Below are 20,405 nucleotides of genomic sequence, written 5' to 3'. Positions count from 1 at the left end.
GCATTGATCTAAATACTTTGACAGTTATATTTTAAACTTTAGACTTACATACGTGTTTCATGCCTCGAAAAACTACAGTTCCATCGCAATCAATTAAAGTAACTCCGCTGGCTCTGTCTCAATTACATATCCGCTTAGAGTTTCTAGAAAAACAACATCAATCACTACTCAAACAGATCAAAAGAAAGCGCACAGAACTGAAGAACTTTGTTGAACAGATGCGTTCTTTTGGCACAGAATTTCTCAATAAAGCTACTCCCGGTTTTCGAAAAATGGCTGAGTTAGACCAGGAAATCCATGCTCTGTTTGAGGAGATTTTTACTACTAGAAAGTTCGGTAAACAAACCCTCAAAAATATACAAGCAGTTTACCGTAACCTACAGGTAACTGGAGCCATCAGTCTAAAACCCAACAGCCAACAGTTAGATACAGAGTTAGACGAATCGTTTGACAATGAAGATTCCCAATCAGATTTTTCAAAGGAAACTAGTGAAGAACAGCATCAATATTGGCAAGGACAACAGTCTGTAGACTCTGCCTCTGTAGCCAGAACAGATGACCAAAGAAAAATTCGTCAAACATTTCTGAAATTAGCTGAAATCTTTCACCCTGATAAAGCAAGAGACAGTGAAACACAAAAGTCTCACACAGAAATTATGAAAGAAATCAATAAAGCCTACCAAGAGGGGGATTTAGCAAGACTTCTTGAAATTGAACAAAGTAAACACCCCTTAGAAATTATTGATAATAATAATGAGAATGATTTAACCCGTAGATGCCGAACTCTAGAACAACACAATCAAATTCTCCTGGCTCAATATGAAAAATTGAAACAGGAACTGCGTTTGACAAAAAATACTCCAGAAGGGACGATGGTTTGCGATTCTCGAAAAGCTGCTAAAGAAGGCATTGACGCTATGGCTGCGATAGTAGAAACAATGGAATCTCAAATTAACGTAGTCTCTGGGATTCGGGATTTTGTTAAGGATTTTAGAGAACAGAAAATCACTATTAAAGAATTTCTTGCTGGCCCAACACCTCTGCACTCCTTAGATGAAGAAATTATAGAAGATATTTTGGAGCAGATGTTATCAGAATTAATGAGATAGTAATTGATTTTTATGACTCCGCATCTTGATTAGATTCTCTTTTCGATTGTTTTAATTTTGTTTCAGTACTTGTTCTATTTCTACTAATTTTTTGCGTAAGACTTCCTGCAAATCTATTAGTTCAGTAGGGTTAGCTTGCTTAAGCGTTTCTAAAGAAAGTTGTTCTAAACGACGAGATACTTGTAACACTGCTTTTTCCCTAGTAGTATTTGTTACCTCTGACTGAGAATGAGATGTTATCACCTCTGCTACTAATTTCCGGGTAGCAATAACAGATAATTTCTCTGCTACTACTTTTTGTGTAGTCTTCTCTCTGATTAATTGAGCTTTTTGTTCATTTAATCCCAAATTTTTTGCAGAAAGTTTTTGTAGAGCCATTGCATGAACACCTTTAAGTCCTGCTCTTATGGCAAGTTTTAGGTCTTCTGCTAAAGATAGCATCGGAAAAATATTGGCATCGATAGAAGCAGGATTTAGCTGTAAATCTAACAGTAGACTCAAAATTGCTCGTTCTGAGTCGCTTAAATCTAAAGACTCTAATTCTTTTTCTTGTTTCTTTGCATCTGCTGTTATTAAATCCACCAGCGATGTTATACGCTTTTGACTATTCAAACGTCGAACTACTGTTGAAAGAATACGCGGAATATCTTGAAGTTCTAATCCAGTAATCGTAGACAATTCACGCGCGATCGCCTCGGCTTTATCCAAAGGATTAAGGTCTTCTCGATGTAGAGAAGTTAGTAGTGCTTTCCGATGTAAACCAGTTGGTTCTGGAATAATAACTGCTGACAAGGTTTGCCAACCTAAAGCTTTAGCACTGCGCCAGCGTCGCTCTCCGTCAAAAATTAATAAATGATTCTCCCTTTGAATCAAAATAACTGGTTGTAACTGTCCATCACTAGTTAAAGAGCGAGACATAGATTCAAGACTTTCAGGTAAAAATGTTTGTCTAGGTTGTTCTATATTTGGCTCTATTTGCTCGATAGGAATTGACAAAATGCCTATTTGTGACTGAAGTTGTGTTCGCAACTCTTCCAATTGTCTTTCCAACTCGCCAGAATTTTTGTCACGAAGTTCTTCAATCTCTGCTCTTAATTGCTGTATTTCTTCCTCTGCTTCAGATAATTGCTGAGATTGCTTCGCACCTGAAAAATAATTTGTAAGATTAGGAGTGTTACGAGCGCACATAATTATTTTGTCTTTTTATTTGTCTTAGGTTTTCCAATTAAAGTCACAATATGAGAAGTAGTTTCTTTAAAATCATCTTTAGCAGGATGACTAGGACGGTAAATATGCAATGGTAAACCTTGACCACTGGCATTGACAAATTCTGCGCTATCCCGGATTGCCGGAAATGCTCGAATCTTCATCTGTTGCAACTGTTCAGGCAATCCTGCTAGCATCTGTCTATGAGTACTTCTGCGAACATCATATTGATTGGGAACAAATCCTAAAATTTCTGGAGTTGGGTTTAAACGTAAGTGTTTGCAATGATAGTAGTACCATTCCAATAAATGTGCTGCACCTTGAATTGATTTTGGTTCTAGCTGTACGGGGATAATAATATGTGTACAAGCGGCTAGAGCCATTAAAGGTAAAGGGCCAAGGGTTGCAGGACAATCAAAAATAACTACGTCCTGTGCTAGTGGATAATCTGTTAAACAGTCAGCTAAAAGGTAGGCTCCTCTTTTGTGTAGGACAAGTTCATCTGCTGTTTGGGTCAATACCATTCCCCCTTGACATACGACAACATTATTAGTGTATTGGCTCCAGCAAGGAGTTAATGGCCAAACACCGTCAAATTGATCTTTGAGAACTCCTGCTAAAGTCTGTTCTGGTTCTGGTGGATTCAAACCACAGAATAACGTTAATGAGCCTTGTGGGTCTAGGTCTAGTAGGGCTACATTGTACTTGCGTTTTGCTAAGTCGTAAGCTAAATGAACTGAAAGTGTAGTCTTACCACTGCCTCCAGCATTGCTAATTACAGCTAATCGAATTTGCATGGCTTTGCTTTAAGTGCTATTTCCGAATCATATATTGTGACGCTGAGATCATATATCAATATATGATCCAACTAATTACTTGTCTTTTTTACTGTGTCTTCCATTCAAGATAGTTTATTAAAGAAGGTTTTACGGCAGACATCATGAAATCTAGCAAACTCCACTCAAACAACAATCAAAGCTCAAACACCCAAGTTCAAAACTAAAACAGACCCCTGATGCTAATCAGTTAGAGGCAGAGTTTCTAAATGTAACTGATGGTCAATAGAGTTGACCCGAAATGCACAGGAGGCGATTAACATTATTCTTCGCAGCGATCGCAGTGCTGCTCATGAGTCTGCACAGTCGCCCAAAGCGCAGCAAGCTTCTAAACACCGTGTTGAAAACTCAGAATATATCAAGCGGTTTAAGTATGTGAGATTTCTAAACTGCAACAAACCAGCAAGGCGGATTATATTTTGAGTACAAGAACTGCAACAGGAATACTTTGCAAATTTATAAGTGAACCTGTAGTTGGAGAAAATAATGGGCGACCTTCAATCATCTAGATTAAGGTTAAGTACCCCAACTGTGAGCAAACAGCGATTAGACTGCAAGCAAGAGAAGTACTTTCAACAACAGCGATACCTTCACCTTGGACATAAAGAGTTTTCAACTAGCCAAATAATCTTTAATTTTGTCTTGCTCACGTCGTAAAGCTTTGATACCCTGCCCATAAGCAGAGCGTACCTTGGAATGGCTGAGATTAAGTCTTTGTGCAACCTTTTTTGGATTCAACTTGTTCTCGCCCGACAACCCAAACTGTAACATTAAGACTTGGCGTTGATTTGGTTTCAAGGTAGTTAATAAATCCTGTAAATCTAACCGGAGAGATTCTAGAGCAACATACTCTTGTGCGGAGATTCTTTCATCGGGTAATATCTCTTGCAGTTGGTTTTCTTGCTCCTCTCCAATTCCTAACTCCAAAGAAACTAACGGACGAAATGCGTTTAGGCATTCGGAAACTTGTTTAGGTGATGCATCAACAGCTTCAGCGATTTCTATAATAGTGGGTGTTCTTCCCAAGGTTTGAAAAAGTTCAATGTGTGCTTTTTTGATTTGCATCAATTTTTTGGTTAAGTGATGGGGTAGGCGAATAGTGTGAGATTGTTCTGCAACTGCTCTGGTAATTGCTTGCCGAATCCACGCCTTTTGCACAAGTAGAGAATTTTTAGCCCCGATTCGGCTCAAATTTTTCTACCGCATGAAAGTAAGCCTATTGCTCCCTCTTGAATCAGATCCAAAAATTCTAGATTACTCAAACGATACTTTTTAGCGACTGCAACCATTATTCGGAGGTTGCCAGTAATCATTAAATGTTTTGCCAGTTGGCCTTGTTCAAGGATTTGGGTTAATTCTGCTTCTGTCTTATTCACCTCGGCAGAGAGTTTAGACCCATTTGAAGAACGCTTTAGTCGTTGCACGAGAAGATTTTTTTACTGCTCAAGTGCCAGCATAGACCTTACTTCTCTTGCCTAGAAAATCTCAAATTTTAGGCAATAGCCTCTTGAAGCGACCAATTTCTCGTAGGTAAATTCCAAGTGGATCAGAGCTTTAGCTAGAAATATTGCAGGGAAATCAATTGCTAATAAAAGATTGACAGTAAAGTATAAATCAAAGAGTCAACGATGATCTAAATTAATTTTTGCTGCGTTGATAGAAAAGATTTCAAAAAAAATCATGGGGGCTATATGGGGGCTTTGTGTACCCCAAGATTGTTTAGAGGTTTGAGCAAAATTTGACCCCCACTTGGGGGCTTTATGGGGGCTTTATGGGGTACAATCGACTGATTGAGATTTTACCCCACTTAGCCACCAAGAGGTTATGATAATTTTTTGACGCTGAAGAAAAAAAGAGTAGTTATTTTATTCATCTCTTCTCTGCTCCCCACTTCACCTGAACAGATAACTTTCACAAATCAAAATCTATTACCTTTCTCTTTATGTCAAATATTCACACCTTGCAAAAAATTTTTCCTGCTGGCTTTGATAACGGCTATGGAAGCCTAAAACTTTTAGTCGATGGCTTTGAAGTAGTTCGTGTCCCCAGCTATATAACCAATGCCGAGATGGAAGACGTACCTGGGAGGGTAGTTTTTAACGGTAGTGCTTACACAGTTGGAGAATCAGCTTTCCGTACAGGAAATTATTTTGACCGAAACACTGATAATAATGAAAATAAAGTCAATAATGCATTGTTGACATTATTCGGTGCATTGGCACATCTCCCACACCGTAAGGCTTGGCATTTAAAATTAGTCGTCAGCTTACATGATGTTGCTCTGGCTGAAGAACTACAAAAAGTACTCAATGGAGAATATCAGCCAATACTTGCTGGCAAACAATCAGACGTGAAGATCGAAGTCCTGAAAGTCGTACTAGAAGGGATGGGTGCATTGTTTGGGCATCAACTACCGAAAAAATTAACCATTTTAGATTTTGGCAATGGCACAACTCTGTATTCTCGTTACAACCAAGGGAAACGAGAAGTTCACACCGCCTACCCCACAGGCGTAGAAGTTCTCATCAATGATATTTCCCAAAAAATGAAACATTTAAATGGCGGGAAAATTGGGGATGCCTCCAAAATCCGATTTTGTCTGGAAATGGGGCATACTCGGTACAGCCGGGACATTGATATCAAAGATGTTTACAGCGCTTGCTTAAAAGATTGGTATGAAAAATACTTGAAGAAAGTGGTGAATCTGACGCTTGATGCTAAACATCAAGGGGATGAAATCTGGGCGATTGGTGGAGGCTGCCTCTTACCTGGATTTAAAAAGTTGTTAGAGAAGAACGGGTTCAAAATACTGGACAACCCAGTGGAAGCTAATGTCTTTGGGCTTTTAGAGATGGCAAAAGCCATCAGCAGCAAGAATTCGCCTACTACATCTATTAAGTGATGACAATGACAGAAAAATTTGACTTAGCTCCGATAAAAATTCGACTTAAAGAGAACTATCGAGAACGCATATTTACAGAGTCCCAACAACTAGGTAAAAGTTACCTGGAGACGCTTTACTTTATTATTGATTGCTATTTTGTTTTCATCAAGGCTGGATTAGCCACACAACAAGTAGCTTTCACGCCGATTACTACTGAGTCTAACAAAGTTCCTTCTATGACTTCAACTCCATTGGTACAAGAGAAAGAAGAAGATTCTTCAAGCGAAACATTCAGCCTTGACTTTGATTTGTAACCATCAAAGGAAGTTGGCAACGGTAAAGAAATACAAAACCTATTTTTCTAATAATATAGCTTGTGCCACTAAAAGCTGGATATGGTGAGCTTTGCTCTAAACCAGTTTATTCCTCCTGGTGTTCATCTTCGTACTCCTTTTCATCCTCATAATCTGCATAATCAGCATAGTCTTTCCCGTGTTTTTCGTACCACAGGCGTTCTTCCTCTTGAGCCGCCTCTCGCTGTATTCTTTTCCGTTCTGCCATCTCTGCTTCTAGGAGTTCTTGCTCTAATTTCTCCTTCTCAATTCTTTCTTTCAAAAGCCTTTCCCGCTCTTGGGTTTCTTGCTCTACCCTCTCCCTCTCAAGTCTGATTAATCGCTGCTCAACTCGTCCACAGTAAAAATCCAAAGCCTTACCCGTCGCCGCTCCAGTACAGGTGCCACCCGCTAGGAAGATGAGTCCGGTTTTCCAGCCTTCAATCGGGCCACCACTCCACTGCAAACTTTGTTGATTGAACCATACCAGCACAGAGAAGACAAAAATTCCAACTACTGTATTGATGAGCGCAAAAACTCTTGGTGTCATTTCAGTCTGGCGGAGAATTAGCCACTGCCCCAGCCAGAGTATTGCACCAACAATCACCGCAGCGATCCCGCTCATGACCAAATGATCTGGATATCTGAACGGATCTAATGCCATGTTAATGATCAATGGCACAAATATCAGCAGACAGAGCAAAAAGCCAATGAATAAGCCAGCAACACTTATCAGGCTCCAGTAGCGACCAAGATAACCGAGGCGGAATTCTAGTATCCACTCTTGTACGGGAAGCATTGTAATGTAAAACGCGATCCCTGCACTGACGTAATCGAGCATTGGCAGTTGTTTTACCTTTATATTTAGCGTATTTGGCATAACCGTGCCAAAACGGACAAGAAAGATACTAATTTAAGACGAATTGAAGCGATTATTGCTGCAAGGTTTTTCACTCCCTGCGATCACCTACGGTGGGCGGTTACGCCATCGCAGAAAGAAATGAAAAAAGAATTTAATTTGTAGCTACTTGAAAAAAGTGGCTAATTTTTCGATTTGACCATCCTGCTTTCAACCCCAAACAAATCTTTGTAAACTTCATAATCTCGAAAAAACTCCATAATCAAACTTCGAGTAAAAGTACAGTAAATCATATTTCCTTGCGTTTCATATAAATTAAACGCTTTAAACAAATCTTTTCTAGCACCTTCAAGATCGCCCAGATGAAATCTGACTGTCCCTCGTCCACAGTACGCTTCTGCACAATCAGCATCTAGAGATAATGCTTTTTCTAAATCAAAAAGTGATTTTTGTAATTCCCCAGACAAGAAATAGATATTTCCCCTATTTATATAAGCTGATAAACAGTTTGGGTCAAGTGAAATTATTTGATTGTAATCTAAGATAGCTGCTAGGTTGTCACCAGTTAAGTTTTTATACGTATCAGCCCGATTTAGATAAGCCTGGACTAATTTGGGATTCAGAGCGATAGCTTTAGTGTAATCTTCAATCACCTTGGTAAATTCTGACTTATGACAGATTTTTGACCGAGCTAATCCTCGATTATTATAAGCTTCAGCAAAATTCGGATTCATCGCTAATGCGTTCTCAAAAAGCTGAATCGCATTTTCATATTTTTCGATTTTAAACTGAATTATTCCTATAGTATTGTGAACTTCAGCAAAATTAGGATTAAGTAGTAATGCCTCTCTAAAACACTCGATAACTGCATCTAAATTACCTGACTTTAGATGTGCCAAACCTTGATTATAAGAAACCTGTGCTTGCTCTAGATTAGCTGTCTCCATAGCGTTCTTCTCCTTTTTTATTGCTGAAAAAGGCTATTCTAGGATAAATCTATCTTTGTAAGTCTGTTTTTTGTGTTTGAGATTTAGCTAATATTTGATCAATTTGAGTATTAGCATCCTCAAAAGTTTGCAATATCTGTGGAGTTACTTTATTAGTCTGCACCTTGCCAGATTGTAAGTTTAAAACTACTTCCCCATTTTTCTGCAAAATAGTTAAATCCCTCTGCTGGGTATTGAAAGCCAAGTCATAAATCTTTCCTTGGACTTGAGTACCATTTTCATCAGACTGACCCCAGACCATACCAATCCTTTGAGCAATTTGAGTCAGCCGACTGATGGCTTCAAGTTCAAATTTATCTTTATTCATTACTGTCAAGGCTTGGGCTGATAATTGCTCACTAGCTTTAAACCGATTAGCCACTTCTACAATGCGTTTTTTGTAATTCTCCGACTTCCCTAACTTATCTGCGGCATTGTACCAATTTCTTAAATCATCAATGGTAACTGATTGAATTTGGACTGTTTGATTAGGTGAGGCTCTGTTTTGTGGTTCAGGAAACGGGACTATAAAACCCTCCACATAATCTCCTAAAGGCTCTAAGTGCAGCCCCCACACCTGCTGTTTACCCGTGAATAGTTCTGGTAATGCCTTGGGTGAGTGCTTTTCCATATCAGCCCATTGCTGTTGATAAACGGGGTCAGCAATCATATTATGTGTAATTTGATACTGTTGACCGACTCGAAAGGCGACTTGTTTACCAATGCCTGTAGCCAGAGCAATATCGCCCTCCTTAAATCCATACTGTTTGTAAGGCTCATAAGCTCTAGTAGTGTGAGTTCGACCATATCCTCTCATCGCATCAATACAAGTGTTTACTGGTATTGGATTGGTGTCACCATGCATCATTAAAGGGTAGTTCATCGGAATCGGTTTGCCTTTGATGACAGGAGGAGCGATATTTTGAACCTCTTGGTTTGGGTGGAATTGAGCGCTTTGTTGAGGCGGAGATTGCGCTGTTTGAGATGGAGGTTTCAAAAACTGTGGTCGTGTGGCGAGGGAATTAACCCTTTGTTGATACTCACTATCCGTTTCAATCACAGCCCCAAATTTCTTGGCCATGTTCTCCAAAGTTTTGGCAGGGATGGAGCTATCAATCAAGTTAAATACCGCTAGACCTTTTTTAGTTTCCCTTATAACATCTTCTGTTGGGGCAAGCGAGAATTTAACATTTTGAGCAGTTAACCATTTAGTTACAGTATCAACTTTCTGGTTGTCAACAGCCAAGCCCATGACTCCAAGTTTTTTGTTTGATTCTGTAGAAAATAAGAAAGTAGGGCGCTCTTTAATATGATGTAGAATATTCGCACTACTCTCAATCATCTCTTGTTGTTCAAAATTAACCGATTGAGTCCCAAAAGCCTGAAATTCCTTCGTCCACTTCTGGGGATATTCAACGGTCTTAGGGTCAATTTGAGCGCAAATAACAGAAAAATTACTTTGAATAATAGCGTCGGCGTGTGTAAGTTGTCCGGTTTTGAGTAGCCCAAGTTGTCTGAGCGCGTCTTTGTCTTTTTTAAAGTGCAATACCCCCAAAGGTTCACCATTCAAAAACACAGCATCTCTAGTTTTAGAAGCTGAGGTTTCGATAGTCAGTTTTCGGTAATCTTGATCATTGAATGTCTGACCAGAAAAATCATAGAAGTTAATTTTATTAATTTTGAGGAGATGACCATTAGGAGACTCACCCAGGACAAAAGCTTGATCTCCAGTTTCAGAAATTGACGTGAGCTTTAATTTTAGAGGATTACCACTTTTCAGGTAATCAATTTGTTTTAACTGTTGGGCAGAATCACTGTCTAACTCACCCAAAGTTTTACCATCAAGTTTGATTTTTACTGTTTTGTCAGGAATCGGCACAGTGCCAAATTCTAAGTTGACCGATTCGGCATTAAAAACAAGTCCTGCATAAGAGAAGTTCTTGAGTTCGCGGATAGTAATTTCAATCGGCTCGTTTCCTGGCAGTCCAATAGTTGCTTTGGCAGTAGCAGGTTCTACCCCAACCATACAAGAGAGCGCTTTCGTACCAATGGGAAGCTGTGCGGTTCTGGTTTCGAGCATGGCGAATTCCTTATATTCGCCGTCAGCATCCTGGACAAACATTAGTCTGGAAACGTGCCGTTCATGCCCCGGTGGGTGGTGACTAGCTCTGATTTCTATCGGGTGTTTTTCGGTGGGATTCCAGTCTCGACCCAAAAATTGATTCGCTTCATTATTCAGTGTGACTAACTTCGGTTCAGTAAATTGCAATTGCTCCAGGCGGGAGATAATTTCATTGGGGAAAGCAGCAAAGGCGAAGTTAGAAACTTTTTTAGCGATCGCCTGCGGGTTTGCGTTTTCTTTTCTTGCAACTTCAAGTTCATCCTGACGGGATGCACAGATGTTCCAAGCGGCGGCGGCGGATGCAAGTTTTTCTGACTCTGGGATTTTCGCGTAAAATGCGAGAGCCGCCTCTTGTGCCTTGTCGAAAAGTAATTTAGTTTGGCTTCTAGTAAGTTCTGGTTTTAGTTCTAGGAGTTTAGCTCCCTGCATGGTCATCCCCGATTTGAGGTTGTGGTCAGTCACAGATTGTTGGCTAACTGTCCCCAGGTTGCGGTAAGCGGGTTTCTTATCCTCCCCAATCTCACCATTGATTTGTGCAACTGCTAATAATTTATGAGGGCGTTCTTTAGTTCGCCATTTCTCTGGTATTTCGTCTAGGCGAATGTTCAACGTTTGGGCTTTCCAAATCAGAGGATGTTCGTAATGGGTGAGATTGGTAATTTCGAGTTGGCAAGACTGTGGAGTTTGGATGATTGCTGATGGCCCTTTCTCGGTTTCCCGCCGTCGCTCTATACGTACCGCAGCGTTGAACTTCAGATCAAACTCGTACTTGGCGGCGATCGCTGCAAATTTTTGCTGTGGTGTAAATTCTACCCCTTTGAACAAGTCTTTAAACTGAACTATGGGACGCGATTCTAACTGTGATTCTTGGAAATATTTATTGGTTTGGCTAATTAATAATTCTACTGGTGAGTAGCCCTTTGGTGTTATCCCCGTGCTTAAATAAGCTGACGAAGATTTTTTATCTTTAATATAATTAACATCACGATATAAGTAGCGGCTGTTTTCCCGGATTTTATCCATCTCAGGTTTTTTAGCACTTTTGAATAAATCAACCGCTATTTGGTTTTGATAACATCCCTCACCAATCATTTCTCGGTACATCAGGCGGTTAACATCCATTGCCTGCTGAATAATCTCTGGAGTTCTTTGACCCAAAGCAAGTTCAACAAACCCTTGCATATAAGATTTATATTCTTCTCGGATTAACTTTGGCTCTTTCTGGTGTTCTTGCTCAAATAGGGCTTTATAATGACTAGAAACTTGGTCTAAATAAGTTGATTGTTGTTCGATATTCCCATAAGTTTTAAGTACTTCAATTTCCGATTCTAATGCCTCCAGTGCTGTCACTTGATTGTTGATTATGCCCACGCTGATGCTATCGCTCATGTGGATAGCTATTTCTTCAAATGGAGGCTGGCTTCCATTTTCCGAATAAAATGATTGTTTCTTTTCTTTAACAGTAGGACGATAAGCATTTTCAGGTTGGTTTCTGTACTCGGCTTCGGCTGTGAAGTTTGGATATTGAGGTGCAAGTGCTACGCCAATACAGTCACCGTCGAAATCGCGCGCTTGACGTTGTGATTCGGTTTCGAGGGGATTAACTTCGTTGTGTTGAATACCTTGGGCTTCTAGCGCTTCAATTCGAGCAAGTATGCGTCTGTGATCTTCATCATTGACTACAATAATTCCTTGTAAGTCTGTACCATCTGGAGCTAGGCGATCTTCAACATATTTGTTATTAGAAACACATAGACCGTTAGAATTAAGAAAGGGAGAACGAAAATTTAATACTTTTTCATTTTCATCTATCCAAGTCACGCAAATTTCACCATTCTTGAGTTCTTTGGAAGGGATAATCATTCCTCGGTCAAAAGTTAGTGTCTTGCCAACCGCAATATCACGCCACTGACTTTGTACAAACCGACTCAACTCTTGTTTTACCTTTTCCGTTTCTAGTAGTTGTTGATGACCAAGTAAATCAGCTTTGATGAGTTTGTACATGAACATATCATCTTTCTGAGATTCATCTAATTCATCGTTTAGTTCTAAGTCTTCATCGGAATTATTCTCTACTTGTTTACCTAAAGTATCAGCTTTAACTGATTCAATAATTTCTTGTTCTAAAGATTTTTTTTGCTCTTCTGAAAATTCTTTTCGCTTTTCGTAGTTTTCACAGTACAGTTGTGAAACATTTCTAGGGTCATCTTGAGCTTCTGCTAGCTTTTGGGCTTGTACCTCTAGTTCTTCAGCAAAATCCTTAATACCTTGAGGGAATGATGCTAACAATTGGGATATGGCAGTTTTACCTTTTTGAGATTGTGCCTTTTCACCCAACCAAATAGTTTGCTGATATAAGCCTGGCTCAATTTGAGGTTTAGATGGGCCTCCGGGCTTATCCTTGTCTGTACCCTTAAAGCTACTAATGGGGATAATCAGGTCTATTTTAGGCGTGTTATTGGCGTTAGCATACTTTATTTCTTTTAAGTCGTATGGTCTTAATGTTCCCTTGCCAAAACGATATTCAGTATCTTCTCCATCCCCTTCTTTCCAGCCGAAGCGATGCTGAATTACGCGATAATTTTTGTCTGATTGTTCTTCTCTTTTGGTTAACTTATCATATAATTCAGTTGAAATTTGCCCATAACAATCTCCTACTAGTTTCCAAGCAACCTCGTTCTCAATGATTCCTCCATTTTTTCCCTTTACATCGCTCGAATCATCTACTACTAGAATATTTAATTTCTCACTAATAGCATCCCTACACGAACCTAGAAAAATAGAGCCATAAGCACCACGGTCTTTACGGTCTGGACAAAGTTTTTCAATTACTTCTAAACATTCTGGTGGACCATATAATAAACGTGTCTTTGAAGATAACAGAAGAACATGACCATCTGGATGATTTTTTAAGTCCTCTGATTTACTGTACTCATCAATATGTCCAAATGAGAATTTTTTTTCAGGGAAGTAAGATTCAAGTAGTGTATTGTCTAACTCCTCAGCTAAAATTGATTCAGGATTTTTATTATTGGCATCTGGATAAATCCACTGATTTAGTCTAGTATCGAAGTGTTTGAATTTTAGTGTCATAAATTTTTAATAATTCGTAATTTTCAGGAGGTTTTATATGTCGAGAATTAAACGTTGGATAAATATGCATAAGAGGGAGTTCAACCCAGATGGGACTTTAAAAAATGAAGCAAGAATTGAAATGTTGTCTAGTGGAATGATTCCAGAAGCCATTGATGACTATGCCCGTAGGTTAAAAATCAAATATGATGAGTGGAAGCATTTAGATGAAACCGACCCAGAGTCGTGGACTGTTTACACTGCCTACGATTTCTTTACAGCAGAAGAAAAGCGGCAGTTTAACCCAGACGGTTCTCTTAACCCTGAGTACGTTCAAGAAGCTTTAGACAAGGGCATCAGCGAGGGATGGCTTGAAGAGATGGAGCGACGCAAGAAAATTGAAGTTGATAATTACAACAAAGTTTCTGCAAAAAAGGCAGAACAAGGCATCAACTTCGGTCAACAAGAAATGAATAGCAGAATGTATGCCAGCAGAACATACGTCCAACGCCGTCAGCAGATGGAACAAGACCTGCGTAACTTTGAGCCGGAAGACAGTTTGCCTTTCGACAAGGACACAGCATATTAGGTGAGCCGAAACCGAGTGAGTGATAATATAAGCTGAAAGCATTATCAAACAAAGCTCTCAGCTTTTTGGTAAAATCCTTTTAATGAGGTTGAACAGCAGGTGGGTTGACAACAGCCGCAGATGGTTTAACAGAGCGAAATGCCCCATTGAGAAAGGCAATCATTCCTAAGATGGCAAAGGCTGTAATGATTACTCTTTGCAGTGAATTGAATGCCGAGCGTTCTTTGATTACTTCAGCCCACATCACTTGCAGTTGGTCTTGTGTTGTTTGCTTTGAAGCTAAATAATAGAGAGCTTCAATACAAGGGGATATGTCTTCCCCTTGTTGAACCTTCTGATACAACAGATTTTCTAGTCGCTCTTTCTGTTGAGGGATAGTGAATGAGTCTGTTGACTTTTGAGGGTATGTACCGTTGTTGTGGCTTGGTAATTTTAGTTGTTGCATGATTTCTTTAAGAGATATTTGAGATGAAAGTAAGTAGGGAAAGGTGCAGAAGAATATTCCTCCACACCAGATTCTGCAAGTAAAAATGGAAATTATAATTACTCCCACCGCAGAGTTTATATTTTCTGCTCTCAAAAAATCAATCGACAAGAGTACGGAAAAAAACCGTACTCTTGTCTGTAGAAAAATAAGTCTATTTATGCTAAAGCTCTAATTCAGTATTTTACTTTGAGAATTAATCAAATACTTTCTTTTGGGTGTTAGAGATGGCGCACAACCTACTTGGAGTCAGCGAACTTTCAGCTATAAGTATTTTTACTTGCTAACCTTTGAGAAATTGGGCTAGTAGAATTAACATCATTAATAAAACAATTAATCTCGACATAGAAAATAGATTTTCTGTCAAATCAATTTTAAAAGTTTTTCCATAGCTATCGAAAATCCCCTGAATCAGCAAACGTACCTTTAATAAATCAGCATTTAAAAACGATGACTTTTTTACTTTACCAATCCCTGGAAATTTGCACTTGTTAAACACACTTGCCCCATAACATCTACAGCCGAGGGATTGTTTTTCTGATAACACTTTCCGTTGCTGCTCAGTTTTCTGCCAGCACGAGTCTTTGGCCACATCTGCGCCAAGTCCACTCAGGGATACTAGAGATTCAAAGGGATATTTAGTCAACATCATCTGGTTAAATGTTTTGCCCACAGAGTTGAATTCGTTCGCTGGGAGAATGCCACCTCCAAACACGACTTGAGGAACCAACACAAGAATTGTTAGCAGAGGTGCAACACTTTGACTTGGTGCAATCGCAGAAACTAACAGTCCCAAAATCATACTCCCAAAAGAAGCGAGGAAGAGGCTGAGGTACATGAGAGTCAAAGTACTGTTATCAACATTTAATTTCACCGCCGAGTTCATGCAAACTAAAAGTATTGCTGATTGATAAAGTGCTAGCAAGAATGCTAATTGAAACTTGGATGCTACATAAGGAACTATCCCTAGTCCGGCACTGCGCTCACGGCGATAAATGGCAGTTTCCTTCGCAATCTCCGACATCGTAGCTAGCGCTCCAGACATTACAGCCATGATGACTGTGACAAACAGCATTGTAATTGCCTGTCCTGCATTGCCAATCTTAGTGTTAAATAAGTCAGGCTTCCACAGTGCAAAATTCAATGAACCTAAAATCGGCGCTCCTAGAAGCATTAACGCTAAACTGATTTTGTTCTTGAGCAGAATAGCCAAGTTACGGCGGCATAGCACCCCCCATTGTTGGAGAAAATCCGGCTTAACTAGTACGGGCTTAATTGAGTTTTGGGGAATGGTCTTTTGGCGTTCACTGACAAACTTTTTGTAGAAAGCGTAAGACTTAAATCCCTGCTCCCATTCTGATGGTGACAACTGGTGTTCAACTCTGGCATAAATTGAATCAAAATCTTTGACTTTGAAATAGCTAAAGGCTAACTTCGGAGGGCCAACATAAGCAAGTCTGCCCCCCTTAGCCAGGAAAACTACCATGTCAGCGATCGCCACATTTTTGGTAGCATGAGTAATCAATATTACTAGACTTCCAGCATCTGCTAAATTCCGCAGCAGGTGCATGATTTGTAATTCTGTGCCAGGGTCAAGTCCTGAAGTTGCCTCATCCAGAAAAAATATGCTGGGATTGCTGATTAGTTCTACCCCAATACTTACACGTTTGCGCTGCCCACCACTAAGTCGCCCAATAGAGACATTCTTGCGCCCAGTAAGTTGCAGTTGTTCAAGTACTTCTTGTATGCGTTGCTGCCTGTAAAATGGCGATGCTGAAGGCAGACGGAGATGAGCAGCATAGTTAAGTGCTTCCCCCACAGTCAGTTCTGAATGAACGATATCGTCCTGCGGCACATAGCCAATTTTATTTTTGAAAGCGTTGAAATTCTTGTAGAGGTCGCAGCCGTTAACAAGTACTTTACCTCTAGCGCGGCGTTGTCCGTTGAGTGCGTCCATGAGAGTTGACTTCCCGCCACCACTAACCCCAGCAATAACAACAAACTCTTGCGGAAAGAATGATACAGAAATATCGTTGAGCAGAGTTGTACCTAATATTGGGCTGCTAGATTTTTTTAAATTGATTGCATCTAATCTCATGCGTTCAATTGAGAGAGTTTGACGTTGCCTTGCCTGAAATATTGGAATTTTGGCTGGTGCAGGGGAGCTAATTTTTATTTCTACGATCACCGAACCAAGCTCTATAAGATTCCCGTCTGTTAAAGCTCGGAATCGATATGCTTCTAGCCGAATCCCCGCCACCCGTGTGCCATTGGTACTACCTTCATCTAGCAAATAATACTGACCTTCTTTAAACGCAATCTTAGCGTGTCCTTTATCTACGCTGTTATCAGGAATTACCAAGTCATTGTATTTATCGCTACCAATACTGAAAGGAGTTTTTTCAACAGTGCATTGCTGAATCGGAATCGTGTGAATAGTCAGATGTAGAGTCTGCATTTGTGCATTGTCAAGAAAATAGTTTCTATTTTTGTCGCACTCCAGCAGATAATACAACAGTTAGCAAGAAGATAAAAGTAACTGGCTAAAAATACAAAAGTTTTTTTTTAAAGTCAACAAGAAATTTTTGATAGCAATGGATTCATTCATTACCGTAATCATGCTTTAAAATGGAATCCTTGCCACCAAATATTTGCTGACTATGAATTATTACTCCAATGTGCTAAAAAATATGTAATTAGTACATTTAAAGTCAATCCTCAAGTTTTAGTTAATTATATTCAGTCGTCTGAAGGGACTATTGGTACTTCAACTTATAGTCAGTGGGCAGAAGAACTCAAACAAATAATCAAATCAGCTTCTTTTTATTCACTTGAATCATATCAAGTTGAGCGTCTATAGGAACTTACTAGAATGTATAACAATATAACTAATAACCGCGCACCAGCATTTGTATAGTGTGCAAATTTGAAAGCGATCGCCTGGGAGCAAGCCGCAGAGAATCTACTTATAGGCAATCACTTTCAAATTAGGGCTTTAAACACCAGGGTGCATGGTCAAAAACCCGTTTTTCTCCCAAACTTCTTTAGGTGGGGTGGAATTTTTTACAGGTGGGGATTGATGATAGTCTGGAACCAAATCAGTTTTACGTTGGTAGCCAAAATTGTAGTCTAACATCTTGATATAGGTAATGTGTGCAGTCCAGACATCAGTAACTCGGCTACCTAGAGAGAGGGTATCGAGATACTTAGGCATCTCGACGTTGCCATTCCAAACAATAGGTATGCCTTCTTTTTCAAAATGTTGAGTTAATTCCTTATGCACAAACTCAGCAGTCCCGCCGCAAATGATAACTTCATCCAATACGGCAATATTTCTAATCCAGCGAATTAAAGCTCGACAGTAATCACCACGGACATCTAGTAAAACTGAGTTAAACAACTTTAAATCAGATTCAACTCCAGCAGATGTGGCTTTGCGTGATAACGACTGTAGTGCATTCTGGTTGCCCAAGCTTGCTGACACTAAAGCTTTTGGTATACGTAAATCATCTTTTGCTAGCCCAACAGCAGTACGCTCAACAAATTGCTGCACTAACCAATTCATCCCCAACTCTGTAGATTCAGCTTTTGCTTGATTACCTTTAGCCGAAACAAAAAAACTAGCATTCCGGTAGCCCAACATCAACAAACCAATACTTTTTTGCCCAAATAATGCCCCCAAAGCCCGACTACGGTAAGCCATAATCCCACTCCCCTCTGGAGCCACGTAAAAATTATGTAGCTTAAGTTTTAACTTGCCTGTAGGTGTGGCAATTCCTTTTCTCAACGCTGCCGACAGCTTCTTACCCAAATCTTTACCGTCCGACATTTCTCCTGGTGGTAGCAATAATTGCACGGAAGCATCAACACCATTACTCAAGCCCAATTGAAGACAAATTTTCCATAATAATCCCGCTATTTTTGGTAAAGCATAGTGATATTTCAGATCCCTGAGCGCTGGTGTGCCAGCAAAAGTATTTTTAGCTAGAGCGCCCAAGACATAATACTCATCATCTATTCCTACCCAAGTACAGTCTCCTGACAACTGAGTAATTGAGTTTTTTCCCACATCTGCAATTTCTGGCTCCATTGCTATTACTATCGGCACACCCGAAGGATATATCTGAACAATTACCTTGCTCTGACTCCCACCTAAATCAATGGACACAGCTACCCTTGTGTAAACGGGTGCAATCTCTCTTTTCGACGTATTCATGAATTTTTCTCAACTATTACTCGACATTAAACAAGCTGTTAATCTGCTTTATTTCTTCTGGTAGAACTAGTTCTGCCAAATCATCAGCGTCCTCATCCAAGGTTTGGTCATCCTCATCATTAATGGTGGACACCAGCCTTTGATCCGAGGCACTGTCGCCAACTTCAGCGTTGTTCGCAGTCACAGCAGTTTGGACATGAGATGACAGAAAAATTTCACGAATCAAAGCCGCTTGTGCTTCTAATTTTTTAATTGACCAAATTGCCCTCTGCCTGAGTTCTTCACCATCCACTCCATCAGCAGATATGGCAAAAGGCGACCAATATTCAAGCAGGGTCAACATTACTATTTCAGGTAGGTTCCCTAAATCGAAGGGTCTAGAGTGGAGATAATTAATTATCTGTCCATCAATAGTGCCTAACCTTCGCCTAATTGAAAAAAAGACTTGTTGGTTCTGTTCCATTTTTTTTCATGCAAAAGTTTCTGTACATTTACAGCCGCGTTGCTTCGGTTTTTTACTTGCAGAAAATCAAAATGCAGAATCACTTATTAAAGTCTAATCGATTTTTTCTGTTTTAAAAACTGAGTTACAATCTCCCCTAAATCTATGCAATTAGTGGGTTTTAAATGACAAAATTGTATACCAAACTACATTTTTTCCAGACTATGCCTAGACTAAGTTTGAACTATCCCTAGACTATGCCTAGACTAAGCACTCTTAATCAGTTTTTTCAAGAAAGTAAGTTCTTTAGACTATGCTTGGACTATCCCTAGACTATGCCACAACTTAGCGCAGGAAATTGCTATTTTTTGCCCTCAACAATTCTTCGCTTAGAGAATAACATAACCATACTCACTATGGTTTCATGCCCTGCGGGTGGCTGCGCCATCTCTCGCTGCGCTCGTGACATGAAACCGTCGTTCGCTTGGAAGGTTTTTGAGTACTACACTCACACTACATTAGTAGCATAAATCTTTTATGTCGCCACTAACAATTCTCAGAATTGAAAAACTAAAAACATTCGGCAACGTTGCGGGAAGTGATGACCATATTACCAGAAACAGAGAAACACCCAACGCAGATCCAACCAAAGAGAATGTCCGGTTGATTGGGGGAGAAGACGATCGCTCTTTAGAAGAGATAGTTAAAGAAAAAATCTCTACGCTCAAGCATCGCCCTCGGCATGATGCGGTGTTATGCACCGAGATGTTTCTCTCGGCATCACCTGAATATTTCCGCCCTGGTGATCCATCTCTTTCTGGGCAGTGGTCTGATTCACTGATGCAGCAATGGGCGATCGCATCTCGTGATTGGCTAACAGAAAACTATGGGTCAAAATGTGTGAGGGCTGAACTGCACCTGGATGAAAGTACCCCACATATGCAGTAATCCTCAACCTAAAGATGCGAAAATAGAAATCGTGCCAAAACAGGAAAAAGAGAATATATTGGGAGATGCTGTCGCAAATGCACAAATAGAAAATGCAGCTCTTACAAATTTTGGTGTATCCTCCAATGGGCTAATTCCTACAGGGAAAGCTTGTCAATCATTTGATGAGTGGAAGAAAGCTAATTAGGAACTCTCTTTCAGTTTAACTAATATTGGGGTGGGAGCAATGCGGTTTTGTCAGATCCAGTAAAAAACAAGCGATCGCAAAAATAAAATCTAAGTAAGAAGTAACTTTATTTACTAAATATGTGCTGGTAGCC

The 20,405-nt window shown here is 39.8% G+C and carries 18 protein-coding genes and 1 pseudogene; 7 read left to right on the top strand and 12 right to left on the bottom strand.

Features of this window, described 5'->3' with window-relative positions:
• Positions 1-59: 59 nt before the first annotated feature.
• Positions 60-1,109, top strand: coding sequence for a J domain-containing protein (locus H6G86_RS29425; RefSeq protein WP_190937271.1), 1,050 nt, complete (start codon positions 60-62; stop codon positions 1,107-1,109).
• Positions 1,110-1,160: 51 nt separating this feature from the next.
• Here the strand turns inward: H6G86_RS29425 and H6G86_RS29420 are convergent, their stop codons facing one another.
• Together H6G86_RS29420 and H6G86_RS29415 are read right to left on the bottom strand one after the other, a co-directional pair.
• The gene (locus H6G86_RS29420) at positions 1,161-2,297 is read right to left on the bottom strand and encodes a ParB/RepB/Spo0J family partition protein (protein ID WP_190937270.1); all 1,137 of its coding nucleotides are present in this window, start codon (positions 2,295-2,297) and stop codon (positions 1,161-1,163) included.
• 2 nt (positions 2,298-2,299) lie between these two features.
• Positions 2,300-3,112: a ParA family protein gene (locus H6G86_RS29415; protein WP_190937269.1), complete on the bottom strand. Its 813-nt coding sequence runs from the start codon at positions 3,110-3,112 to the stop codon at positions 2,300-2,302.
• A gap of 270 nt (positions 3,113-3,382) precedes the next feature.
• On the opposite strand from H6G86_RS29415, the gene H6G86_RS29410 reads away from it, so the two are divergent.
• Positions 3,383-3,574: a hypothetical protein gene (locus tag H6G86_RS29410; protein ID WP_190937268.1), complete on the top strand. Its 192-nt coding sequence runs from the start codon at positions 3,383-3,385 to the stop codon at positions 3,572-3,574.
• Positions 3,575-3,763: 189 nt separating this feature from the next.
• Here H6G86_RS29410 and H6G86_RS29405 read toward each other — a convergent pair whose 3' ends face one another.
• The 3 genes and pseudogenes from H6G86_RS29405 to H6G86_RS38980 all read right to left on the bottom strand — a co-directional run.
• On the bottom strand, positions 3,764-4,342 hold the full coding sequence (locus H6G86_RS29405) for a sigma-70 domain-containing protein (protein ID WP_242065031.1): 579 nt from the start codon (positions 4,340-4,342) through the stop codon (positions 3,764-3,766).
• Positions 4,339-4,575, bottom strand: coding sequence for a hypothetical protein (locus tag H6G86_RS38985; RefSeq protein WP_242065030.1), 237 nt, complete (start codon positions 4,573-4,575; stop codon positions 4,339-4,341). Before H6G86_RS38985 ends, H6G86_RS29405 begins: the two co-directional genes overlap by 4 nt.
• Positions 4,576-4,636: 61 nt before the next feature.
• Positions 4,637-4,699 (bottom strand): annotated as a pseudogene (locus tag H6G86_RS38980) (sigma-70 factor domain-containing protein); the annotation flags it as partial.
• Between the two features lie 394 nt (positions 4,700-5,093).
• Between H6G86_RS38980 and H6G86_RS29400 the strand changes: the two are divergent.
• The gene (locus H6G86_RS29400; RefSeq protein ID WP_190937267.1) at positions 5,094-6,053 is read left to right on the top strand and encodes a ParM/StbA family protein; all 960 of its coding nucleotides are present in this window, start codon (positions 5,094-5,096) and stop codon (positions 6,051-6,053) included.
• Between the two features lie 5 nt (positions 6,054-6,058).
• The gene (locus H6G86_RS29395; protein ID WP_190937266.1) at positions 6,059-6,349 is read left to right on the top strand and encodes a hypothetical protein; all 291 of its coding nucleotides are present in this window, start codon (positions 6,059-6,061) and stop codon (positions 6,347-6,349) included.
• Positions 6,350-6,455: 106 nt separating this feature from the next.
• Here H6G86_RS29395 and H6G86_RS29390 read toward each other — a convergent pair whose 3' ends face one another.
• From H6G86_RS29390 to H6G86_RS29380, 3 genes are all read right to left on the bottom strand, one after another.
• Complete coding sequence (locus tag H6G86_RS29390) at positions 6,456-7,247, bottom strand: DMT family transporter (RefSeq protein WP_190937265.1); 792 nt, start codon at positions 7,245-7,247, stop codon at positions 6,456-6,458.
• Between the two features lie 161 nt (positions 7,248-7,408).
• The gene (locus H6G86_RS29385; protein WP_190937264.1) at positions 7,409-8,173 is read right to left on the bottom strand and encodes a tetratricopeptide repeat protein; all 765 of its coding nucleotides are present in this window, start codon (positions 8,171-8,173) and stop codon (positions 7,409-7,411) included.
• 49 nt (positions 8,174-8,222) lie between these two features.
• Positions 8,223-13,427, bottom strand: coding sequence for a hypothetical protein (locus H6G86_RS29380; RefSeq protein ID WP_190937263.1), 5,205 nt, complete (start codon positions 13,425-13,427; stop codon positions 8,223-8,225).
• 37 nt (positions 13,428-13,464) lie between these two features.
• Here H6G86_RS29380 and H6G86_RS29375 point away from each other — a divergent pair, with 37 nt between their 5' ends.
• Positions 13,465-13,995 (top strand): hypothetical protein, encoded by a 531-nt coding sequence (locus tag H6G86_RS29375; protein WP_190937262.1) that lies wholly within the window; start codon positions 13,465-13,467, stop codon positions 13,993-13,995.
• A gap of 79 nt (positions 13,996-14,074) precedes the next feature.
• Here H6G86_RS29375 and H6G86_RS29370 read toward each other — a convergent pair whose 3' ends face one another.
• From H6G86_RS29370 to H6G86_RS29355, 4 genes are all read right to left on the bottom strand, one after another.
• On the bottom strand, positions 14,075-14,440 hold the full coding sequence (locus H6G86_RS29370; RefSeq protein ID WP_190937261.1) for a hypothetical protein: 366 nt from the start codon (positions 14,438-14,440) through the stop codon (positions 14,075-14,077).
• 322 nt (positions 14,441-14,762) lie between these two features.
• Positions 14,763-16,937, bottom strand: coding sequence for an ATP-binding cassette domain-containing protein (locus H6G86_RS29365; protein ID WP_190937260.1), 2,175 nt, complete (start codon positions 16,935-16,937; stop codon positions 14,763-14,765).
• Positions 16,938-17,474: 537 nt separating this feature from the next.
• Positions 17,475-18,695 carry a ParM/StbA family protein gene (locus H6G86_RS29360; RefSeq protein WP_190901228.1) on the bottom strand — a complete coding sequence of 407 codons (1,221 nt, stop codon included), beginning with the start codon at positions 18,693-18,695 and terminating at the stop codon, positions 17,475-17,477.
• Between the two features lie 16 nt (positions 18,696-18,711).
• The gene (locus tag H6G86_RS29355) at positions 18,712-19,158 is read right to left on the bottom strand and encodes a hypothetical protein (RefSeq protein WP_190937259.1); all 447 of its coding nucleotides are present in this window, start codon (positions 19,156-19,158) and stop codon (positions 18,712-18,714) included.
• A gap of 516 nt (positions 19,159-19,674) precedes the next feature.
• On the opposite strand from H6G86_RS29355, the gene H6G86_RS29350 reads away from it, so the two are divergent.
• Together H6G86_RS29350 and H6G86_RS29345 are read left to right on the top strand one after the other, a co-directional pair.
• Positions 19,675-20,085, top strand: a complete 411-nt coding sequence (locus H6G86_RS29350) for a plasmid recombination protein (protein WP_277883684.1) — start codon at positions 19,675-19,677, stop codon at positions 20,083-20,085.
• 31 nt (positions 20,086-20,116) lie between these two features.
• Positions 20,117-20,272 (top strand): hypothetical protein, encoded by a 156-nt coding sequence (locus tag H6G86_RS29345; protein WP_190937258.1) that lies wholly within the window; start codon positions 20,117-20,119, stop codon positions 20,270-20,272.
• Positions 20,273-20,405: the final 133 nt, after the last annotated feature.

It is taken from the genome of Nostoc sp. FACHB-133, assembly GCF_014698055.1.
GTDB lineage: Bacteria > Cyanobacteriota > Cyanobacteriia > Cyanobacteriales > Nostocaceae > Nostoc.
The sequence above is the reverse complement of the archived record's forward strand: the minus strand, read 5'-3'. Positions and strand labels throughout refer to the sequence as shown.

What these genes read in the sequence shown, in the direction of transcription:
- H6G86_RS29425 (WP_190937271.1), top strand. Translation starts at nt 60, where the DNA reads ATGCCTCGAAAAACTACAGTTCCATCGCAATCAATTAAAGTAACTCCG.
- H6G86_RS29420 (WP_190937270.1), bottom strand. Translation starts at nt 2,297, where the DNA reads ATGTGCGCTCGTAACACTCCTAATCTTACAAATTATTTTTCAGGTGCG.
- H6G86_RS29415 (WP_190937269.1), bottom strand. Translation starts at nt 3,112, where the DNA reads ATGCAAATTCGATTAGCTGTAATTAGCAATGCTGGAGGCAGTGGTAAG.
- H6G86_RS29400 (WP_190937267.1), top strand. Translation starts at nt 5,094, where the DNA reads ATGTCAAATATTCACACCTTGCAAAAAATTTTTCCTGCTGGCTTTGAT.
- H6G86_RS29395 (WP_190937266.1), top strand. Translation starts at nt 6,059, where the DNA reads ATGACAGAAAAATTTGACTTAGCTCCGATAAAAATTCGACTTAAAGAG.
- H6G86_RS29390 (WP_190937265.1), bottom strand. Translation starts at nt 7,247, where the DNA reads ATGCCAAATACGCTAAATATAAAGGTAAAACAACTGCCAATGCTCGAT.
- H6G86_RS29385 (WP_190937264.1), bottom strand. Translation starts at nt 8,173, where the DNA reads ATGGAGACAGCTAATCTAGAGCAAGCACAGGTTTCTTATAATCAAGGT.
- H6G86_RS29380 (WP_190937263.1), bottom strand. Translation starts at nt 13,427, where the DNA reads ATGACACTAAAATTCAAACACTTCGATACTAGACTAAATCAGTGGATT.
- H6G86_RS29375 (WP_190937262.1), top strand. Translation starts at nt 13,465, where the DNA reads ATGTCGAGAATTAAACGTTGGATAAATATGCATAAGAGGGAGTTCAAC.
- H6G86_RS29370 (WP_190937261.1), bottom strand. Translation starts at nt 14,440, where the DNA reads ATGCAACAACTAAAATTACCAAGCCACAACAACGGTACATACCCTCAA.
- H6G86_RS29365 (WP_190937260.1), bottom strand. Translation starts at nt 16,937, where the DNA reads ATGCAGACTCTACATCTGACTATTCACACGATTCCGATTCAGCAATGC.
- H6G86_RS29360 (WP_190901228.1), bottom strand. Translation starts at nt 18,695, where the DNA reads ATGAATACGTCGAAAAGAGAGATTGCACCCGTTTACACAAGGGTAGCT.
- H6G86_RS29355 (WP_190937259.1), bottom strand. Translation starts at nt 19,158, where the DNA reads ATGGAACAGAACCAACAAGTCTTTTTTTCAATTAGGCGAAGGTTAGGC.
- H6G86_RS29350 (WP_277883684.1), top strand. Translation starts at nt 19,675, where the DNA reads ATGTCGCCACTAACAATTCTCAGAATTGAAAAACTAAAAACATTCGGC.